Below are 20,593 nucleotides of genomic sequence, written 5' to 3' on the forward strand. Positions count from 1 at the left end.
TATATAGCCTTATCCCTGATACTGGTCCCCTGATATCATTATGTGAACGATAGAGAATCAAAAAGTCCGCTAATAAAGGAACGAACGAGCACATGAGCAGCATTTCATCAATGCGCAATATTTCAGTGGGCAACTATTTTATTCACGCAGTGCTTCACAATGCCGAGGCGCAGGGCCTAAATAGCAGCCAACTACTCAATGCAGCAGGAATTTCACCAGAACTATTAAGCAAAACCAATGCCCGGGTATCAGCGGTTAACTTCGGTCGTTTGCAGTCGATTGTGATGCGTGAAATGGAGGATGAGTTTTTAGGTTACGGTCCCTCCCGCTATGTCATCGGCACGTGGACGAATATGTGCCACTCGGTGATTCATTGCGCCACCCTGGGTCACATGATGGCGAGATACTGCCGTTTTTATCAAATGTTTGAATGGGGATTACAACCGCGGTTTGAAATCAACGGTGACGAAGCCAAATTCGTTATTGAGCACGGCAATACCGACCATGCTGTTGGACTCTATGGCTTTGAACTGATTATGTTCAATCTTCATCGCTTTTGCAGCTGGATGGTACGACGACATCTTCCTCTTATTGCCGTCAATCTCGAATATTCCGCTCCCGCACACGCCGAGGAGTACCGGCATCTATTTTTAGGGCAGGCGGTATTTTTTGACAAACCACGCAGCGAAATTATCTTCCATCGCAGCCTGACTGAATTGCCAATTGAACAAACAGAACAATCTCTACAGCGATTTTTGCAGCACCCCACCCTCGTGATGTTAATCCAGCAATACCAAGAAAAGAGCTGGACCGCACAGGTCAGAATGATTGTAAACAAACGCCTGATTGATACCCCGGGAATTGAAGAAATCGCAGAACAATTGCATTTACACCCGCAAACCTTGCGCAGAAGACTGGCTCAGGAAGGGTCGACCTTTAACGAGCTTAAAACCCAGTGTCGTCACGACACCGCGCTATACCACCTCGGCCGTTCAAATCTTTCTATAGAGAGCATCGCGCAGCGCACGGGATTCTCAGAATCCAGTGCATTTACCCGCGCGTTTAAAAGTTGGACAGGTATGACGCCACAGCACTACCGGCGCCGGATGTAATGAGGAATAACCGTGCCTCACATCAAGCACGCTGTTGACGATATAAATGCGTTTTTATATAAAGCGCGCAATATTTTGCGGTGCCTGGTGACTGACCTCCACTTGCCTACCAATCACTTCCTCATCGCCGGCTAGTATTGCAAACGCTCCTTCGTCATCTGCCGCCGTATTGGCCAGAAAACGTCGACCATCAGTCAGCCGACCAATCACAATACCTAAACTAGGTTTGTCGCGTTTATAGACAACGGTGTAGGTTTCCACTGTGCCAAGGCCGTTGGCTTGCTCTACCACCTCAACAAGCGGCAAACTATTAAACTGCGCCTGCATACTAGGATCTGCATTCTTGCAGGGCGTTTGCGGCGCCTGTGCTGAATATAAGCCTACTGATTGCTTAGACAAAAATCCGCCGTTCGCTGTCACCAAGCCAAACGCCGACGGTGACTCACGCAACTGATCAGTCAGACTGGCAATAGCGTGGGTGCTGTAATTATTTCCTGCACCACCAAAGAAGGGCAATCCGCCGGTAACGGTTAACGCTTTATCAGTATTCCAATCCAGTCCCATGGCCTCGCACGCTGCCAACACCGCGACAGGAAAGCAGCTGTAAATATCCATCACATCAATGTCGCTAATCGATTTACCCGCTGCGGCAAGCACGCCGCTAAGCGTTAAATTCATAGATTCTGAAAGCGACAAATCTGGGCGTGAAGACACCCAGCGGTCATCGACGTCGGCATAGCTATGCAAATAGATCCACTGCGACTCTGGAATACCTAGCTCCAGTGCCTTATCGACCGAGCACATCAGCAGTGCCGCGCCCTGGTTGACAGCATCCTGCGCCACCATCCATTTCGTATACGGAGACGCCACCCAGTAATTATCAGCTGAGACCGTGTTTAAAAACTCAGCGCTACGTGCGACAGGGAATTGGGAATAAGGATTATTGGCGGCAACACCCGAGAACTTCGCAAACAATTCAGACGCGAGCTGGCGATGCTCGGTGACGCTAAGTTTATGGCGCACACGCCAAGCGTGTTCAAACAGAGGGTAGACCTGAGTGGGAAAAGTAATCCCATGGGCAATTTCATGCTCGGTGAATAACCAGTGACAGCCGCGGTTATCAAGGTCACCGTCAACGGTTTCACTCCAGTCTACCGCCAGCCCTGCCTTAGTGACTTGCTTAACAATACCGATAGCTTCAGCTCCGGCAATTAAACCTAGCGACATTTCGCCAGCGGCAATTTTCTCGGCAAATTCGTTCACAAAGCGCTGCGGCGAATGACCACCTTCTCGGCCATAGATTGCGCGCTGTGGATCGGCGCCAATGCGTTTGGCTAGAGAGCGCGGCATATTATTACTAGAGCCAAACGGGCCCTGACCGCCAGGTACTGAGTCCGTAAAACCGCGAACAAAGGCAATGGTATCAATTTGAGAGGCCAATTCACCTTGCGCGTTGGCCGCCGCTATTGCCACATTGGCTGCCTTGGCAGCAATATCAAGTGGCGACATTACCGTTTCCGCGGTCACTTCATCGCGAAAAACATATTGCCCAGACGCTATCAGAATTGGAGTTGTATTAGCCACAAAGCTTCCTCATTAATCATTATTTATAGGTGGTGTCGCGCTCAATCACGCAAAGCGAATTGGCGGCCTAAACCATGTGCTATGGTATCTCAGCCAGCCCCTTAAGGTGTGAAACGGCCTTAAATACATCGTCGAGCAGCGCGTTTTAAGCCTCTTGTCATCGATATTGCGCGCTGATGATATTGCTATTATTGTTCACTTTAAACGAAAAAACAGGTTTGGCATCAACCTTGAGCCAAGCTCAAAGCTAATGCCACACCTGTAAACGTTAACTTTTCATCCGATCCAATTATGACCGACTGCCAGCCCGTATTCCAAGCACTAGGGCGCCATATTATTGTTGTGCGCGCCAACAATACGCATATTACCTAAGCGGTCCTTGCCTTCAATAGACACCACCTGACGCGCTCGCCCATCAATATTGCACATAACTTTAAAAGAATCGGCGGCGGGCGCGAAAACCTGCAGCGAGATCGTTAGCTTTACTTGACTGCCCGTGACGCCTTTAAATTTGGTTAGCACCAGCTCGTCTCCCGACCCATACTTTGCGTTTGCTTCAGCTTTACACATTGCATATGCCTTGCTAACAAAGGATCCCGTATATGCCTGCGGCCCGGATCCAGCTAAACTGCAAAAATAATCAGGAATATGTTAATACCCACGGCGCCGAGTTGCCGTGGGCGTATCGCTATAGCGACTGCAGCAGATGACCACCATCTACTGGCAGGGCGACACCGGTAATAAACGAGCCCGCTTGGCTCGCCAACATTAGCAGCGGCATTGTTAATTCATCCATATTGCCTAAGCGCCGTGGCGGAATTTTATTGAGATACTGGCTACCTTTTTCCGAGCGGAAAAAATCGGCATTAATTTCAGTTTCAAAATAGCCGGGACACAGGGCGTTAACTCTAATATTGTGCCGCCATAATTCTTGCGCACTATTTTTAGTCAGTTGAATAACCCCGGCTTTGGCCGTTGCATACAGCGCATTATTTGCACTTGGCTGCAATCCGAGAATAGACGCGATATTGATAATGTTTCCGGTGACACCAGCCTTGATCATCCGCTCAGACGCATCTCGAGACACCCGCCACACCGCTTTCAAATTGGTATCTACGGTGAAGTCCCATTTTTGCTCGGTACTGTCGACAAAGCGGCTAGGATCGGCCACACCCGCATTGTTAACAAGAATTGTCACAGTGCCAACGCTAGCTTCTACGTGATCAAACGCCGCTACCACTGAGCCAGCATCGTTCACATCCATAGCCACCGCAATCGCCTTGCCCCCAGCCTCGCTAATGTCTGCCACCAGACGCTCAAGTCGGTCTACCCGTCTCGCCGCCGCCACTACAGTCGCCCCTGCCTGCGCCAACACCGTCGCAAAATGGGCACCCAAACCACTGGACGCACCAGTCACCAAAGCGACTTCCCCAGACAGATCTAGGCTACTGAATATTGCTGTGTTCATATCTTTTGACTCTTTAACATTTACTCGCCCTTCTCAATCAAGGCCAAACCTAATTCAGCTAACGGTGCGGCTAAGCCACCGTAATCCAGTGCTTTTTGACTAGAGGCATTGCCATCTAAGGCACGCTTGTATACGCCCTGCAAAATTGCGCTTAAGCGGAAAAACGCAAAAGCCAAATAGAACACCCAATTATCGATGCCAGCAATACCCCGGCGCTCACAATATTGTCTGACATAGGCCTGCTCAGTCGGGATACCCAAAGCACCGCGATCTGCACCGCCCAAACCCGGAATGGCCGCACCGCTGGGAATGCGCAGCTGCATACACTGGTAGGCCAAATCGGCATATGGATGTCCAAGAGTAGAAAGCTCCCAGTCCAACAATGCCAAGACCTCACTGCCGTGGTGAGAGAACATCATATTGTCCAAGCGAAAATCACCATGATTGATACACACCAAGCCATCGTCAGCAGGCAAATTATCATTCAGCCACACTATTAGCTCTTCCATAGCGGGCAGTGTTTCAGTCTCGCTGGCGCGGTACTGCTTGGTCCAGCGACCGATTTGGCGCTCAAAATAATTACCGGGTTTGCCGTAATCGCTCAAGCCAACTTTGTCGACATCTACATTGTGTAAATCTGCTAACACCTTGTTCATCGCATCGTAAATTGCACCGCGCTCTGCAGGTGTTTGCTCTGGCAGGGCCGCGTCCCAAAAAATGCGGCCATCAAGGTAGTCCATCACATAAAACATTGAGCCGATAACGCTGCTGTCATCACATAAGACTCGCATTTTAGGCACTGGCACCTCAGTAGTCGCCAAGGCCTGCATGACCCGAAATTCACGATCTACCGCATGAGCAGATTTAAGTAACTCACCCGGCGGCTTGCGTCGCAGCACATATTTGCCACTAGCGGCCGCAATCAAATAGGTGGGATTAGACTGCCCGCCAGCAAACTTCTCTGCCGTTAACGGGCCTTTAAAGCCGTCGATATGGGCTTCGAGATACGCCGTTAAAGCGGCAATATCTAGATCAAATGCATCTGCCATAAGGCCTCCTTAGCTAGCGTAACGATTAATGATTTGCTTACCCAGCGCCATTTGATGCACTTGGTCTGGGCCGTCGGCCTGACGACACCAGCGTGCATAGTTAAACGCTTCAGCCATAAAGTAATCTTCGGTCAAACCACCCGCGCCGTGTAATTGCATACAGCGGTCAATCACATTTTGCACCAGCAGGGGCACGGTGGTTTTAGTCGCCGCAATCATATCGGTAGTTTGCATCGGGCCCTGCTCATCAATTTGTTTACAGGTTTTCAGCACTAGCAAGCGCGCCATTTCAATTTCAGAGAAGCTGCGAGAAATCTCCTCACGCACTGACTGATGTTTGCTAAGCGGTTTGCCGAAGGTAGTACGAGACACCGCGCGCTTGCAGGCTAATTCCAGTGAACGCTGGGCAGCGCCAATCAGCCGCATGCAATGATGCATACGGCCGGGAGCTAAGCGACCTTGGGCAATTTCAAAACCCCGCCCCTCGCCCAGCAAGACGTTTTCCAGAGGCACTCGTACATTTTCAAATACAATTTCGGCATGACCAATCGGCGCATCATCGTAACCCAGGGTTGTCAGTGGGCGAATAATTGACAATCCCGCTGTGTCCTTGGGCACCAATACTTGCGTTTGCTGCATGTGACGACTGGCGTTCTCTGGATCAGACTTGCCCATCACAATAAAGATCTTGGTGCGCTCATTCATGGCACCGGTGATAAACCACTTGCGACCATTCAATACCCAGTCGCCGCCGTCTTTTACAATACTCAATTCAATATTAGTCGCATCACTAGACGCCACTTGCGGCTCAGTCATAGCGTAGGAAGAACGAATATCGCCACTTAACAGCGGCGTTAACCATGTGTCACGCTGGGCGTCAGTGGCGTACTTCATAAACACTTCCATATTGCCGGTGTCGGGCGCATTACAATTAAACACCTCTGGCGCCCACAACACCCGGCCCATCAGTTCAGCTAGCGGCGCGTAATCGACAAAGCTCAAGCCGCCATGTTCACAATACTGTGGGAACTCCTCTGGACAAAATAAATTCCACAAACCCGCTTTCTTGGCCTTGTCTTTAAGTTCATTCATCAAAGGCAGAATAGCAAAACGGTCCTTGGCAGCGTGCAATTGTTCCGCATAGGCTTTTTCGTTGGGGTAGATATGCTCATCCATAAACGTACTGAGTTTCTTTAGTAAGGTTTGCGCTTTCAGGCTGGGAGTAAGATCCATTATTCAATCCTCAATTGCGGTTTGCGGCGACGTTGCGCCAATGTAAACAATGACATTCGATCAGGTATAAGTAATTAAGTGACGATGCGCTGCACTTTCAAGGTGGGGCAGCGCATTAAACATATTCAAATTAAAATTTATTCCACGGCTAAAATACCGGGTCACCCCCGTATTTTTAGCCTGCAAATTAGTATTCACCATCGTGTCCACATCCAGCCTTAGAACCTCTCGCAACATGGCGCTCACTGGCCCGCCTGAGGTGACCACTAGCACCCGGCCCTTTGCCGCCGACAAGGTCGCTAAGCTGTCACGCACTCGCTGTTCAAAATCGCCCCAAGACTCGGTCACCTCTGATAACTCATTGCGACTCCAAGCCAACAAAGCCGAACGCAGCAAGCGATAGAAGGTCCGTGAATTACTAAGATCTATCGCCTCACCATCAAGCATGTCACCGCTAAGCGCAATATAGCGCTCTAACAAGATATCAGAGTCGTATTCATTCAAACCCGGCAGCTCTATTGCGTCGGGGGCGGCAATACGTGCTTCACTTGCCCCCTCCCTAATTCCCGTCAAGGTTTCGCGGTGACGACGCAGCGTGCCGGTATACACGGCGTCAAAATATTGTTCCGCTTCGGCAAAGTGTTCACCCAATAGGCGAGCTTGCTGCCAGCCTAGATCGGTCAAACGATCATAATCATCCGTCCCAAAGGCAGCCTGACCATGCCTGACTACAACGACTTCTGCCACTACTCCCCCTAAGCTCTAAACTGTAAAATTTACGCGCAAGACCATATGCCATAACTCGACAAGTACGGTATTTCCCGACCATAGTAACGGCAGCAGAATCATTATTGAAATTTATTATTGTTATCAAGCATAATAAGCACAGCTTATTATTGTTTAATGCCATTTGTTCATCGAGCGGAATATATGAACACCATAAAGATAGACTTAAATTTATTCATTGTCTTTGATGCGATTTACTCACAGCAAAGCCTGACCCGCGCGGCCGGCGTACTGCACGTTAGCCAGCCCGCCGTTAGCGGTTCACTGGCTAAATTGCGCAGTATTTTCGATGACCCACTGTTTGTGCGCACCAGCGCCGGCATGGTGCCAACACCTCTTGCGAGGCAACTCGTCGGCACGGTGAGAGAATCCTTAAAAAATCTGGATAGCTGCGTTGCCGCCAGAATTCCCTTTGAGGCCAGCACCGCAAGCCGCACCTTCCGTATACATGCAAGCGAAAATGCCGAGCTCATATTATTGCCAGCGCTGTTAAAACAGCTTAAACGGCATGCGCCCAAGGTAAATTTGGAAGTGGTGTTTTTTGATCGCCGAGAAGTGGCCTATCAAATGGCCAGTGGCAATGTGCACCTCGCAGTTGATGCGCCGCTGCTAAGTCACCCTGAGCTTATTAGCCAACCTCTGCAAACTGATCACTATGTTTGTGTCATGCGCCCCAATCACCCGCTGTGCAACAAGGCAATGACGCTAGAGGCGTTTCTAGAACATGAGCACATTCATATCTCTAGTCGTATAAAGGGAGCCGGGCATATTGATTTAGCGCTGCGCTCCATTGGCCAAAAACGCCGTATCGGCCTTCGTTTGCAGCACTACGCGGCGCTGCCAACCTTGCTCGCAGAATCTGACCTTATAGCAGCTGTACCCGCCACCATGGCAAGTCACTGGCATTTATCCAAGCAGTCACTGCCCTTCGATACTCCAAAACTAGAACTGCAATTATTCTGGCATAAAAGCGTGGAGCACGATCCCGCGGTACTTTGGCTCCGTGAATTTACGATGAAATTGGCGCAGGAGCATTAATTGCTCGCGTTATTTGATAACTGCTGACTCATGCGATAGCGACCCGGTGCCAAACCAAACCAGCGCTTAAAGGCTTTTTGAAACGAGCTTTGGTCGCTAAACCCCAGTTCAGCAGAAATATCCAGCAAGGGCATATCACCATCATCCACAAGCTGCTTTGAACGCTGCTTGCGGGCGTCGTCCACCAAACATTTAAAATTGGTATCAGTATTGTTCAGACGACGCTGCAAGGTACGTGGCGCCAAGCCAAGCTCCGCCGCGACATCATCAAGTTTGGGAACCCCCTCCGGCAATTGCCTTACCACGCAGGCAATCACATCTTTCACGATGCGATCTTCCATCTGCAATTTTGCCAGCTCCGACCGCGCCGTTTGCAACAGCGAATTATAGATGCCGGTATGGGGAAAGCGGGTCGGCCGATCCAGAAAATGGCTATCAAATTTCACCACATTCGCGTCGCACTGGTATTTGACCGGCGATTCCAATATTCGCTCAATTTCGCTCTTGTCCACCGGTCCCGCATGGCTAAAATAGACTTCCCGTTGATTACACCAACGGTCTAATATGATTTTATGGGCATGATACCAACTTGTAAAAAAGAACTCGGTTAACTGCCGCGACACCGGTTTACGCTCTGGCACCACCCACGTTAAGTGCGTCCATTCGTCGTCGGTTTCACTGTACATAACGTCACCGTGGTCGATCAGCAAACGCGAGAAATGCACCACCGCATCGAAGGCGGCGCGGGAGTTTGGCGCACTCATACCGAGATAACTCACCATTCCCCACGCTGCTGGCGACGAATGTGCGCCAGCATTGGCACCCAAAAATGGATCGTCCAGCATCGCACTGGCGACATCTAAAATGACCTCAAACAAACGCAGAGGAAAGCGCCCCTGCAAGGTTAGGTGCTGCTCCGGATTAAAACCCACCGCCGCAATGAAGCTCTGCGCATCAACACCGCGATTTTCGATGTACTGCAGCAAATCAACCAAATATTCAGAGCACACTGTTGGTGTACGCAAGATCCCACCTCGTTTATTTAAGCTTTAAAATAGCGTAATAAAGCGCAATTTAGATCATTGATACGCTTTCTCAAAAGAGCTTACGGGTGGAATCATAACAAGTATTAGCCCATGCCACACCTCAAGCCATAAAAGCAAAAGGCAGCCCGCGATTCTCATTCTTTACTCTGGTCCACGCCGCTGAGGACAAGATAATCGAGTGCACACCCTAACTACAAGGTTATGCGGGGAGTCCCACTCAGCCGCAACGAGTTAATGGCCTGGTATCGGAAAAAACTGACTGGATTCAAAATGCGACGGCGCTTGGAAATTTACGACGCCCGGCCCCGCAAGCCGCCTGGGAGAATTCTGAAGAAGACCTTGGGGTGCCGCATATTAAATGAATAAAGAATGGAAGATTAACGGCGGTATTTCTGAGCTGCTGGCAAAGACTCATCACAGCAGTAAAAATCATGACGGGTGCTAGGCCGCAAATAGCTTGGCCAACCACCTACTAATTTCGCCCATCGCCTTATTGTGATCTGGCTTCGGCCCCTGCAAACCGACAAAACCATGGCAGGCGCCTGCATACAAGCTGTATTGCACCTGATTATCATGCCGCTGCAGACGCTCAGCGTAACTCGCGCCATCATCCCGCAGGGGATCGCGTTCCGCCGTCAGTAATAAGGTCGGTGGTAAATTATCTAAATCATCACGAATTAACGGTGTGGCGCGGGGGTGACGGGTTTGCCCAGCATCAAGTAAAGGACTGCCCTTAAGATAAGTATCCCAAAACCACATCATTAACTTGCGGGTGAGTACCGGACCTTTCGCATTCTCCTCATAAGATGGCGTGCCCGGCTCGTAATGATCTGTTACCGGATAAATTAATACCTGCCCCTTCACCACACCCGGCAAACACTGCCTCGCTTGCAGGGCGGTGACTGCTGCGAGATTACCCCCCGCACTATCACCGGCCACAGCAATGGCATTTGGCTGCCCGCGGTACAGCGAAATATGCTCGTAGGTCCATTTTAAAGCCGCTAGACAATCTTCGGGCGCTGCTGGAAAGGGATGCTCAGGCGCCAGACGATAATCCACCGCGACAACAATACAATCACTGCGGTCGCACAAATCCCGGCACAGAGGATCATACACAACCAGATCGCCAATCACCCAACCGCCACCATGGTAGTAAACCACCACTGGAAATGGGCCCTCTCCCGGCGGCTGGTATATACGCAGTCGAATGCGACCGTGGGCGGTTTCGATATCCGACTTTTTAACCACAATATGTTTCGCAGTTTTCCCAAGCCAGCGTAATCGGGTGTCTACTTTTACTGCACTGCGTATCACAGCGGCTTTGAGTTGTGTTTTCATACACCACGCTTATTATTAAAAGGAGTCCTATAACCACTCAATCCGAGTGGCTGCCACACGCTAGGCCGAACGTTTTTCAGCACCAGAAGCCGGCACCGTCACTGCCGGCGTGCCCGCTACCGCGAACAATGCGGTCACATTTCGGCCGTTGCCATCTGCTCGCAAATACGCCTTGCTATTGGTCCAGCCAGTTGGTGTGTAGAAACCCCATTTGCGAATTTTGGGGCCGGTAATAAAGAGGGTCAAGCTATCTGGAGTGTCCAACAACAAACGGTGTGGCGCACGCCCCAGACGCGTCGTAAAACTGCCTGTTTCTAATACTCGATCTCTGCCTGGCATTTCTTCCAGTATTCGCCCACGCAAAACTATCGACGAATTAAACACCCAGGGGTGGTCGTGTAAATTAATATCTGGATCGTCACCTGTCACATGGTGGAGGTAGACATTAAACAGACGATTACGCGGCATCACATACCAGCGGGTCAGGTAATCAGTACCAATGATTTTACTGGGTATGCGATGGGTAATTTGTTCAGCTTTGGCCTGTAAGCGGCGCAATAGAAAAGCGGGCAAACGCATAAATAGCTATTCTCAATATCGACGGTGGCGTCTGCAACGCGCACTAGAAACATTATTTCAGTCGCATAGTACCATTCCTCGGTGCATAGACAATATGATTACCGGACATCAATAACCTCCAAACAGCGCCACCAAGCACCAAAAATAAGATCTGATAACAAGCGCTATCAGGGTATAGTTATCGCCCGTTGGAGGGCACAACGGCATCGCAAATATCAGCCGAATAATGGCGACGTAGACCTAAGCCCTGAGGTTTTATATCCAGACTAAACATCCACCCTACTCACCACCCTTATAAAGTCTTACTGCATGAGCGCTTCACTCTCTGTTCAACAGGCCAGAAAACTGGTTTTACATTCTCAGCAACTAGCGACGGCTGCGCCAAGCGGCAGCGCAATCGCCGCTACCTTGTCGGCTATCGAACATCTTGGCTACATTCAGATCGACACTATTTCAGCCATTCAACGCGCCCATCACCACACGCTGTGGAACCGAAACTCCCGTTACAATGCGAATCAACTCGATCAGCTGCTCGCCAGCAAGCAGGTCTTTGAATACTGGTCTCATGCGGCCGCATACCTGCCAATGCGAGACTATCGCTACAGTTTGCCGCGAAAGCACGCCATCGTGAGTGGCGAGCAAGGCCACTGGTACGAACCTGACAAGCCACTGATGAAAGCAGTCTTAAAACGTATTGCTAGCGAGGGCCCACTGATGGCAAAGGACTTCGAATATCGCGGTGAGAAGCTAGGTGAGTGGCGAAGTAAACCCGCCAAACGTGCACTCGAGTGTCTTTATATGCGCGGTGACCTGATGATCTCAGAGCGGCGGAGTTTTCATAAAGTATACGATCTCACCGAGCGCGTATTAGGCCCCACTGTTAACACCACGGCGCCCACTTCAGAAGAATATGGCCGTTTTCTGGTTAGCCGCTATCTACAGGCTAATGGCTTGGGCCAGCCTGCCGAAATAAGCTACCTAAGAAAAAACACTAAACCGCTTATCGCCACTTCCCTGCAGAGTATGCTGGCGGACGGTGAGTTAGTGCAGCTCGACGTCAGCGGCCATCAATACGTCGCTTTGCCCCAGTCGCTAGCCCTGCTAAATACACCGCTAGCGCGCAACAAACTATCTATATTGTCACCCTTCGATAATTTGCTTATTCAGCGCAAGCGTATGCAAACACTGTTCAATTTTAACTACTTGATAGAATGCTATGTGCCGGAGAATAAACGTCAGTACGGTTACTTCTCGCTACCGATATTATGGAATGGAAAACTTGTGGCCCGAATGGACTGCAAGGCGGACAGACGCGAGTCACACTTACATATTCTTCATCTCGCCGCGGAGTCGTCACTGGAAAATATCGACGGACTCGCGCGCGCACTGTGCAGAAAATTACCCAGCTTTATGCAATTCAATCACTGTAGGCAGCTCAGCTTGCATAAAACCAGTCCTAAGAGCTACCAGGCGATACTAGAAACGGCATTCGCAAAGATAGCACCGTAAAAATCTTAATAAAAAGCATATCAAAAGGGAGCGGCAATGTAGAGGTATAGCGCAAGACTGCAGCGTCCACCCGCATCTTCCTTATCACATTATTCTTCTGGCGGAGTTGAACCATGCGCCTAATCGCTATTCCCATGAGCCATTACTGCGAGAAAGCGCGATGGGGTTTAGAGCCGGCTGAGATTGCCTATTCTGAAGAAGCACACCTACAAGTTTTTCACTGCTGGGCGGTGCGCGGCCTCAAATCAAAGGGTATGGTTCCATTATTAGTCGGTGGCTCCCAAGTTACCGCAGATTCCACCGACATTCTTAAATACCTAGATCAGAGGCTTGCCCCAGAGCAAAAACTATATCCGCCAGAAATCATTGCAGAGGCTGACGCCTTAAAACATTTTTTTAACGAGAGTCTGGGCATTGAGTCTTGAAGATGGGTGTACTTCCACTGGTTAAAAGTACCTAACAAGGACGTCTTGCGCACTGCGGCTCAAATGACACCCTCTTAGCAGCGTGCACTGGCACCTTATATTTTCCGGTATTACGCATCTACTTGAGTAGGCATCGAAAAATATCTGAACGCAATATTATTGCCGGTCGCGAGATCATTGAGCAAGCCTTCGATAGGGTCGAAAAATTACTGAGTGATGGTCGGCCATTTTTATGTGGCTCGCAATTCACCGCCGCTGATCTTGCGTTTGCGAGTATGGCGGCCGCGATACTGCTACCGCCAGAATACGGAATAAGATTACCTACCCTCGAAGAACTGCCTGTCGATGCTAGAGCCGATGTGGAAAAATTCAGAGCGCATAGCGCCGGCCAGTATGCTTTGCGATTATTTAAAGATAGAGTGCAGTGATCCCGATATTTTCAAAAGTCATTGCTGTGGACTTTTAAGGTCCCGACTAATTTAAGCAAGATAAGCGCCGGCCACATATAATGCCGTTGCAATAAGGTATTATTTGTTAGCGTCTGAAAGCGACGTCTGACGCGATATTTCGAAAATCTGGCTTAGCGGTGCTGGCGACCATCATAGCCCTTTGCATCGCGCCAGCGCCAAGCGTCGCTGGCGACAAAGAAAGAGTCACCACATCAGCGCTTGATCTATCAACGGAGCTGACGATTTTGCTGCGGGCCGATATGGGCAAGTTGCCAGTCAGTATTTGCTAACACACGTCTTTCTGGCTTTGAGTTTCACCCGCAAAAACAGCAGCAGCACTAGAAAAAGCAAAACCCGTGAGAGAAGTCGCCGGCAATCACCTTAAAAAGTTGATCTGTAGATATTGAAAAAACCAGTTAATACTTAAAGAATAAAGCGAGTAAAGGAATTAAACGTGAAGACCCGCGACGTTGTACTGCGGGTAATTACCCAGAGTCTAAACCGCGTTAATAACTAATCGGTGGTGGCCATAAGTTAAAGATAACGGAGGTAGTACATGCCAGAAAACAAGTATGTTTGTCAGTGCTCGTGTGGGGAAACCACCTTTTCGGTTCAAGGTTCGCCGCTACTACGTTGTTACTGCCACTGCACTATTTGCCAAGAATTCAATCAAGCCGCCTTCGCCGACATCAGTATTTACATGGCTAAAAATGTGGTTCTACCGAGCCCCGAGTCTTTAGAGTACAAAGCCTATCGGCCACCGCCAGCGGTACAGCGAGGAAAGTGCAAATCCTGTGGAAGCCCGGCGGTAGAATTCCTACAAATTCCGCTGCTAGCTAAGTTAATTATTATCCCAACGAATACTCTTCATCAAGACTGTGTAGTCGATCCGGCCCTGCATATGTTCTACAACAGTCGCGTGTCGGACGTTGACGATGGTCTAGCAAAGTTTAATGGCTACTGGAAAAGCCAAGCTGCATTTGGACACAAATTAATAGTATCGCTGCTAGGCGGCCGGGCAAGCTCAAAATAAGCCGCAGCGACAAAGGGAGGCGACGCCAAACATTTGTATAGGTGAATTGTGTCAGTGGCGCTTGGATCACATCCCGCCCGATGAGAAAAACCGTCATCTAATCTCTCCCTCTTCAGCAATAGCCCAGCATCGTCGCAAACACTCACCACACAAAATTGGTATCGCAGCCATCCAATTCTAGGACGCTCGTAGCGCATGAATAGAGCTGCGGAGCACATTATTAAAAAATAATGAAGGCCGTGTTGGCAGTTGACATAAGGCGATTACAGAAGGGACAACTAAAAATTTCCCGATAGAGACACCGAAAAAACTGTATACTGTATCAACGAAGTATGACAAGGACAGCGTTAATACACGCCAGATATACCAATGCATCTCATATCGGCAGCATAAACGATACGCGAAATAACAACGATCGAAGCGAATATCGCTACATTCGCTGTGGTCAAACTAGGTTCACACAGTATTTTCGTAATGGTGACAGCGGGAATAGAACTTCATTATTCACTACAACGAGATTTGCCCTAATTCAGATAGTAGCGATTATCAAAGCGGGTAAACAAGCCAATATTTAACAAGGAATATAGAATGAGTAAGACACCCGCAAAAGATATCGTTACTACTGCCACTATTGAGGAACAAACGGCTGCCTTTTTAAAGTCTGGTGGCGCGGTTCAATATGTCGTCAAAGGCGTCAGTGGCCAGATCGTTCCTCCCCCGACTAAACAGCCTGAAGCAAAAAAGGCCTAGTAGTTTAAAACCTTGGTGCTAAGGCCTAGCATCAAGACCTAGGATAGATAGAAACAAGTAACACCCCTAGCAAATTGCAGCGCCGCCACCTTGGTAGATACTTTCTGATAACTCAGAAGGTGGCAAAGTGCTCACACATACCACAGGTCAAAAAAACGACTACGTAAAACTACGGCGATTGCGTTGATGGCTCACTTCAATTAATTCCGTCAAATCAGCTAGCTTCCGCACAATCTGCATTGAAAAGCCCTAAGTTATTTAAAGTCATCGCAGCCTTAATACGGTGCTTGCGTAAGCCCCGCCTGCTATTTTTTTAAGCCAAGTACGCGATCAAGTATCCACTGTAGCTCTTTGTCGTCGGCGCCCGCTTTGGGCAAATGGGTAAGCAAGGGTTCGGCAATCCCAATAGCCATCATCAATCTTGCCCGGCGATGCGCCTCCTCCTCACTATAAGCAAGGGTTTCAATATTGCTCTTTAAGAAATTAAGCAGCAGCTCATCAGCCCGACATACGGCCTTATAAACACCTTCATCGTGTTGCGCCCAATGGCGCATCACTTGGTCGAGCCTAGACATATTGCTGCTTAGCCAATAATGACTGATTTCCTCGATAACCGTGCGTCCATTGCCGGCGGTCTGCGCCTTAATCGCTCTGTGAATGGCAACGTGGAAATTACCTGACCATGCGTCGACCAAGGCATCAATTAGCGGACCACGGCCTTTAAAGTGCCAGTAAAAACTGCCCTTAGAAACACCCAGACGCGAACATAAGCCGTCTATTGTTAAGGCGTCAGCCGTTCCCCCCTCTGCAAGAATCTCAAAGGCCTCGGTGACAAAATCCTGTATCGATTTACGCCTGTTTGACGGCTTTGTAACACTCGTATTCATGCGGACCTCAAAATTGTCAACACTCTTGACTATATTGCACACCATACCGTATGGTACGGTCTTAAAGATTAACAGTAAATACCATAACAATAAAAACCCGGACGCTAATACGAGCATGGATACACTGAGCCAATGGCTGGCTGGCCACTATATACACATCAAATTTATACATATCAGCTTTGCCACACTCTGGCTGTGGAGTACCTCGGTCGCGTATTTAAATTATTTAGTGCCTGTGCTGCGCGCGTGGCAGGCAAACCCCGACGATATAGACCATATAAAGAAACGAAATTGGGCAATGGAGCGTTTCGATGACGGCGTGATACTTGAGCACACCGCCTTCCCTGCGGTACTCATTTCAGGTTTAGCGCTATTACTTATTAGTGGCTGGGGGCCACAATCTTATTGGCTTGCTATGAAGCTCACCATTGTCGTTCTGGTTTTTTTACCCATTGAAGGCTTTGACTATTGGCTCTCTCACTTTGGCGGCAATAAAGCCAAAATACGCCGCAGCCTTCCTGACGGCGACAGTTTTAATTCACCGCGCTATGAGCTAGCCATTCACCGCCACTGGTGGTTCCTGATTATCACTACGCCAGTCATCGCCATTGGCGGTATGACCGTGCTGTATCTCGCTATTGTTAAACCTATGTAGATAAGACCTAATATGACTAATGACAAACAAGCCCTGTCGCATCACTTTGCAGTAAGCTCATATCAAATTCGCCTTATTGCGATCGCGATGGGCTTATATATTTTGCTGATTATGTGGCCCGTCTTTGATCTCTGCCGTCTGTTATTGGCGGCCGACCCAATGGCGTTTTCACTGCAAAGGGGAATATACGTTGCCGCCACCGCCATTGTGTTTTCGCTCTACGCCTACTGGCAAATGGCGCGACTTTGTTTAAGAACACCCAGTTTGAGAACATCCAGTTTGGGAAAATCGAGTTAGAAAAAATCGAGCAAACTGCAGAATAAAACTACTAACGCGGACCATAATAATGAAAATAATTCTACTGTTAGCTATTCTGATCGCGTCCGGCAGCGCTTGGACAGACATCAAAGAAAAAAAACGCAGAGACTATATAGAAGAAGTCATTGTTACTGCGCAAAAACGTGCTGAATCGGCACAAGATGTTCCACTCTCGGTATCGGTAATAAGCGCGGAGCGCATGCAGGCCTCCGCTATAAAGTCTTTTGAAGACGTCGCCCTCGCCAGCCCCAACACCGATATCAATATGACCCCAGGCTATGTACAAGTGGGTATGCGCGGCCTGAATTCGCCGATAAATGATGGCATGGAGCAATCCGTTGGTTTCTATGTAGATGGCATTTACTACGGCAAGCTCGCCTTTCTACAAGACGCCTTTCTTGACCTCTCACGCGTCGAATTATTAAAGGGCCCGCAGGGCACATTGTTCGGCAAAAACACCGTGGCAGGCGCCATAAGCGTGACCAGCGTAAATCCGCAGCACGAGTGGCAGGCCGGGGCGACAATCACCGGCGGCGAGTTTGGCAATCAGGAAATTAGCGCCACCGTGAATGCCCCTGTCATCGAAGACAAACTCGCGCTTCGCTTAGCCGCCACCAGCCATACCAAAGATGGCTATGTTTATAATTCAGTCCGTACTGTCGATGAGAAGCAAGTCAATAAACAGGGGCTTCGCGGCAAACTACTATTCGACGCCAGCGACGATCTTAATTTTGTCCTAACCCTGTATCGCGGTGAAGCTAAAGACAACGGCCAAGGCTGGGAACCCTTTGTGTTACAGCCAGACGCGGCCACCGTCCACGGACTGTTCGACGCCACCCTAGAAGATCGCTTTGATTATGTTGGCCACAGCAATAGCGACAACGCCAGCAGCAGCGAATCGACGGTTATTAACCTAGATACTAACTGGGATTTCGGTGAGCAATTACTGACGATCATCGTCAGTCATGCACAAATGACCGAATCTTTGTACGTTGACGCAGATACCGGCCCTGCCCCCATTGCCGACTGGGATCGGCAAACCGAATACGATCAACAAATGCTGGAAATTCGCTTCACCTCAGCACCGGGAAAACTAGAATACATAGTGGGCGCTTTTGGCTTTCGTTCAGACAATCACCTAGATGGTGATCTGCGTATGCTACCCAATCCCGCTGTCAGCGCGGTGCTGTTAAATGCTCTATCGTCGACACTGGCTGATCAGCTTGCACCCATCACCGGCCCACTTGGCAATATTCTTGACCCCCTGCTTTATAGCGCTACCACCGACGCCTTAATCCAAACCTTTCAGCAAGACACCAGCACACTGGCCCTATTCACTCAACTAAGCTGGAATATCAGTGATCGACTCAGCGCCATTGCCGGACTGCGCGCCTCCAAAGAAATCAAAACGGTTGATCTGGTACAGGACTACGAGCAAACCGGCCTGCTGCTACAGAGCGCCTTTGGCGTCACCGAGTACACCTTGCGCGACAAGCGAAATGAATCCAACGTCGCCCCCAAGTTGTCGCTAAAGTACGCATGGGACGATCGGATGATCTATGCGTCTTACTCCGAAGGCTTTAAAGCAGGCGGTTACAATCCTTTAGCCCGCACTGCCGACGAATCCGGTTTTGATCAAGAGACCGCCATCGCCTACGAACTTGGCTATAAAATTACCGCCCTAGATGGCGCGCTAACGGCCAATGCGGCAGCCTTTCAAACCCTGTTTAGCGACATGCAGATTCAAGCATTCATTGGCAATGGCTTTCTAGTCAGCAACGCGGCCAAAGCAACTACCGAAGGGCTGGAGTTCGACATTAACTTCCAACCTTGGCGCGGCACCATGATCTACGCCAGTGCTGGCTATACCAATGCCTTATTTGATGAATATACCGATGGCCCCTGTTAGGCTGGATCATCAGATGACACCTGCGACCTCACCGGCAAGCAACTACCCAGAGCGCCAAAATACAGCGCCAATTTTGGCTTCCACACTGCAGTACCGCTCATAGATAATAAATTAGCGCTGGTCTTGGGCGCCGATTACAGCTGGCGCGACGATATTTTCTTTGACCTAGACCTCGACCCCATCGATACCCAAACCGCCTACTCGCTAGTGAATTTACATATTGGCTTGGTCGATCCTCAGGAACGTTGGCGCTTTATGATTCATATTAAAAACCTAGAAAATAAACTCATCCGCCAATTCACCGCTGACCTACCCATCTTCGAAGGTTCACATATGGGATTTTTAATGCCTCCCAGAATGATCACCGCAGAGCTCAGTGTCAGTCTTTAAGATCGCTTCAAAATAATAATAAAGGGCCGCATTTGTACTAAAGAAGATATCCCCGGCGCCTACTCCAGTGATGCCAAGCTTTTCACTGGAATTTTCATCGCCATCTTACTTTTGAGCCACACGCATATTGGCGCACTTAACATATTTAAATAGAACTTGGGTTCAAACTCACGGGCGCTCGCTTAGCAAAACAGCCTATAAGGGTGCTGTCTAATGGATATCGCAGCAAGCATCATGCAGATCGTATTTATTTTTTTTTTAGTATTGCGGGCGCAATGAAAGTATTCGGCCACCCTCACATGCGCGATGAATTCGATAACTTTGGCTACCCCTAGCTTATGCGCGTTGCCGACACATTGAAGCTTATCGCCACCCCACTATTATTAGCCGGATTCTGGCAGCTAATCTTCGCTGCATTGGGTGCAAGCCTGCTTACCGCCGCAATGATTGGCACCTGCCAAACCAATTTCACCCAGCGTCAGGCGGCCTACGGCTGGGGCACAATGGTCTTGGCTTTACTCTACGCGGGACTGGCCGTCCATTTCGCAATGCTTGCTGAAGTTTGATATTCGGCGTTCTACACGGAATATAAATTCGCGTATTATCACTGCACTTCTCACTCTAGATAAACGCTAAAATTTGCTCGTGACTTAATGAAGCATAAAAAAGCGCAGCTATATTCTAGCGATTCTAATTATCTTTTATTTAGTTTTTCAGCAACAAGGCCGACCACTATACTTATATTTTTTATAATGATGAGCGGTCTTTTATCGCCTAACTCATTAAGTAAGACGTCGTCGAGATAAACGTTGGAACAATACGCCGATGGCGCAATGTTTGGCGCTTAAAAACAGCGTAGTTCAAAGCGTTGGGTTATTGGCATATTATCAATACCCAGTAATCTATTTCGCAATACCTTGTTGGTGATGACAGCCAAACAAGACCGCATCAATATTACCGTGACTTAAGCCCAAATACCGCCGAGGGGAAGCTTTGGATTAGCCACTAAACGTGGCCAGTTTTACTTGACCACTA

General features: G+C 49.1%; 22 protein-coding genes. 12 read left to right on the forward strand and 10 right to left on the reverse strand.

The window, feature by feature from the left end:
• Positions 1-92 precede the first annotated feature (92 nt).
• A complete protein-coding gene (locus tag ACI955_RS08120) occupies positions 93-1,112 on the forward strand; it encodes an AraC family transcriptional regulator (protein ID WP_415243235.1) in 1,020 nt (339 codons plus the stop codon).
• A 54-nt stretch (positions 1,113-1,166) separates the two neighbouring features.
• Here the strand turns inward: ACI955_RS08120 and ACI955_RS08125 are convergent, their stop codons facing one another.
• The 6 genes from ACI955_RS08125 to ACI955_RS08150 all read right to left on the reverse strand — a co-directional run bounded on the left by ACI955_RS08125 (position 1,167) and on the right by ACI955_RS08150 (position 7,193).
• Positions 1,167-2,696 (reverse strand): acetyl-CoA acetyltransferase, encoded by a 1,530-nt coding sequence (locus ACI955_RS08125; protein ID WP_415243236.1) that lies wholly within the window; start codon positions 2,694-2,696, stop codon positions 1,167-1,169.
• Between the two features lie 321 nt (positions 2,697-3,017).
• Positions 3,018-3,218 (reverse strand): hypothetical protein, encoded by a 201-nt coding sequence (locus tag ACI955_RS08130; protein ID WP_415243237.1) that lies wholly within the window; start codon positions 3,216-3,218, stop codon positions 3,018-3,020.
• Positions 3,219-3,384: 166 nt separating this feature from the next.
• Positions 3,385-4,164, reverse strand: coding sequence for an SDR family NAD(P)-dependent oxidoreductase (locus tag ACI955_RS08135; protein ID WP_415243238.1), 780 nt, complete (start codon positions 4,162-4,164; stop codon positions 3,385-3,387).
• A gap of 20 nt (positions 4,165-4,184) precedes the next feature.
• Positions 4,185-5,213, reverse strand: coding sequence for a phosphotransferase (locus ACI955_RS08140; protein ID WP_415243239.1), 1,029 nt, complete (start codon positions 5,211-5,213; stop codon positions 4,185-4,187).
• 9 nt (positions 5,214-5,222) lie between these two features.
• Positions 5,223-6,446: an acyl-CoA dehydrogenase family protein gene (locus ACI955_RS08145; protein WP_415243240.1), complete on the reverse strand. Its 1,224-nt coding sequence runs from the start codon at positions 6,444-6,446 to the stop codon at positions 5,223-5,225.
• Between the two features lie 60 nt (positions 6,447-6,506).
• The gene (locus ACI955_RS08150) at positions 6,507-7,193 is read right to left on the reverse strand and encodes a histidine phosphatase family protein (RefSeq protein ID WP_415243241.1); all 687 of its coding nucleotides are present in this window, start codon (positions 7,191-7,193) and stop codon (positions 6,507-6,509) included.
• Positions 7,194-7,376: 183 nt separating this feature from the next.
• On the opposite strand from ACI955_RS08150, the gene ACI955_RS08155 reads away from it, so the two are divergent.
• Positions 7,377-8,270: a LysR substrate-binding domain-containing protein gene (locus tag ACI955_RS08155; RefSeq protein ID WP_415243242.1), complete on the forward strand. Its 894-nt coding sequence runs from the start codon at positions 7,377-7,379 to the stop codon at positions 8,268-8,270.
• On the opposite strand, the gene ACI955_RS08160 is transcribed toward ACI955_RS08155, so the two are convergent.
• The 3 genes from ACI955_RS08160 to ACI955_RS08170 all read right to left on the reverse strand — a co-directional run bounded on the left by ACI955_RS08160 (position 8,267) and on the right by ACI955_RS08170 (position 11,233).
• Entirely contained in the window at positions 8,267-9,295 is a 1,029-nt protein-coding gene (locus ACI955_RS08160) for an AraC family transcriptional regulator (protein ID WP_415243243.1), read from the reverse strand. The genes ACI955_RS08155 and ACI955_RS08160 overlap by 4 nt on opposite strands.
• Positions 9,296-9,757: 462 nt before the next feature.
• Positions 9,758-10,654, reverse strand: coding sequence for an alpha/beta hydrolase (locus tag ACI955_RS08165; protein ID WP_415243244.1), 897 nt, complete (start codon positions 10,652-10,654; stop codon positions 9,758-9,760).
• Between the two features lie 60 nt (positions 10,655-10,714).
• Complete coding sequence (locus ACI955_RS08170; RefSeq protein WP_415243245.1) at positions 10,715-11,233, reverse strand: hypothetical protein; 519 nt, start codon at positions 11,231-11,233, stop codon at positions 10,715-10,717.
• A gap of 309 nt (positions 11,234-11,542) precedes the next feature.
• On the opposite strand from ACI955_RS08170, the gene ACI955_RS08175 reads away from it, so the two are divergent.
• The 5 genes from ACI955_RS08175 (at position 11,543) to ACI955_RS08195 (ending at position 15,399) form a co-directional block, all read left to right on the forward strand.
• Positions 11,543-12,742 carry a winged helix-turn-helix domain-containing protein gene (locus ACI955_RS08175; RefSeq protein ID WP_415243246.1) on the forward strand — a complete coding sequence of 400 codons (1,200 nt, stop codon included), beginning with the start codon at positions 11,543-11,545 and terminating at the stop codon, positions 12,740-12,742.
• A gap of 113 nt (positions 12,743-12,855) precedes the next feature.
• Positions 12,856-13,167 carry a glutathione S-transferase N-terminal domain-containing protein gene (locus ACI955_RS08180; protein ID WP_415243247.1) on the forward strand — a complete coding sequence of 104 codons (312 nt, stop codon included), beginning with the start codon at positions 12,856-12,858 and terminating at the stop codon, positions 13,165-13,167.
• Positions 13,168-13,289: 122 nt separating this feature from the next.
• Positions 13,290-13,595 carry a glutathione S-transferase family protein gene (locus tag ACI955_RS08185; protein ID WP_415243248.1) on the forward strand — a complete coding sequence of 102 codons (306 nt, stop codon included), beginning with the start codon at positions 13,290-13,292 and terminating at the stop codon, positions 13,593-13,595.
• A gap of 577 nt (positions 13,596-14,172) precedes the next feature.
• Positions 14,173-14,649 (forward strand): GFA family protein, encoded by a 477-nt coding sequence (locus tag ACI955_RS08190; RefSeq protein ID WP_415243249.1) that lies wholly within the window; start codon positions 14,173-14,175, stop codon positions 14,647-14,649.
• Between the two features lie 588 nt (positions 14,650-15,237).
• Entirely contained in the window at positions 15,238-15,399 is a 162-nt protein-coding gene (locus ACI955_RS08195; RefSeq protein WP_368375669.1) for a hypothetical protein, read from the forward strand.
• Between the two features lie 305 nt (positions 15,400-15,704).
• On the opposite strand, the gene ACI955_RS08200 is transcribed toward ACI955_RS08195, so the two are convergent.
• Positions 15,705-16,286, reverse strand: coding sequence for a TetR/AcrR family transcriptional regulator (locus ACI955_RS08200; RefSeq protein ID WP_415243250.1), 582 nt, complete (start codon positions 16,284-16,286; stop codon positions 15,705-15,707).
• Positions 16,287-16,401: 115 nt separating this feature from the next.
• Here ACI955_RS08200 and ACI955_RS08205 point away from each other — a divergent pair, with 115 nt between their 5' ends.
• From ACI955_RS08205 to ACI955_RS08225, 5 genes are all read left to right on the forward strand, one after another.
• A complete protein-coding gene (locus tag ACI955_RS08205; RefSeq protein ID WP_415243251.1) occupies positions 16,402-16,941 on the forward strand; it encodes a hypothetical protein in 540 nt (179 codons plus the stop codon).
• Positions 16,942-16,953: 12 nt separating this feature from the next.
• A complete protein-coding gene (locus tag ACI955_RS08210) occupies positions 16,954-17,238 on the forward strand; it encodes a hypothetical protein (protein ID WP_415243252.1) in 285 nt (94 codons plus the stop codon).
• Between the two features lie 49 nt (positions 17,239-17,287).
• Positions 17,288-19,168 (forward strand): TonB-dependent receptor, encoded by a 1,881-nt coding sequence (locus ACI955_RS08215; protein ID WP_415243253.1) that lies wholly within the window; start codon positions 17,288-17,290, stop codon positions 19,166-19,168.
• A 123-nt stretch (positions 19,169-19,291) separates the two neighbouring features.
• On the forward strand, positions 19,292-19,558 hold the full coding sequence (locus ACI955_RS08220; protein WP_415243254.1) for a hypothetical protein: 267 nt from the start codon (positions 19,292-19,294) through the stop codon (positions 19,556-19,558).
• 338 nt (positions 19,559-19,896) lie between these two features.
• Positions 19,897-20,124, forward strand: a complete 228-nt coding sequence (locus tag ACI955_RS08225; RefSeq protein WP_415243255.1) for a hypothetical protein — start codon at positions 19,897-19,899, stop codon at positions 20,122-20,124.
• Positions 20,125-20,593: the final 469 nt, after the last annotated feature.

Origin of the sequence: Zhongshania sp. (genome assembly GCF_047636175.1) — a bacterium.
Classification (GTDB): Bacteria; Pseudomonadota; Gammaproteobacteria; order Pseudomonadales; family Spongiibacteraceae; genus Spongiibacter.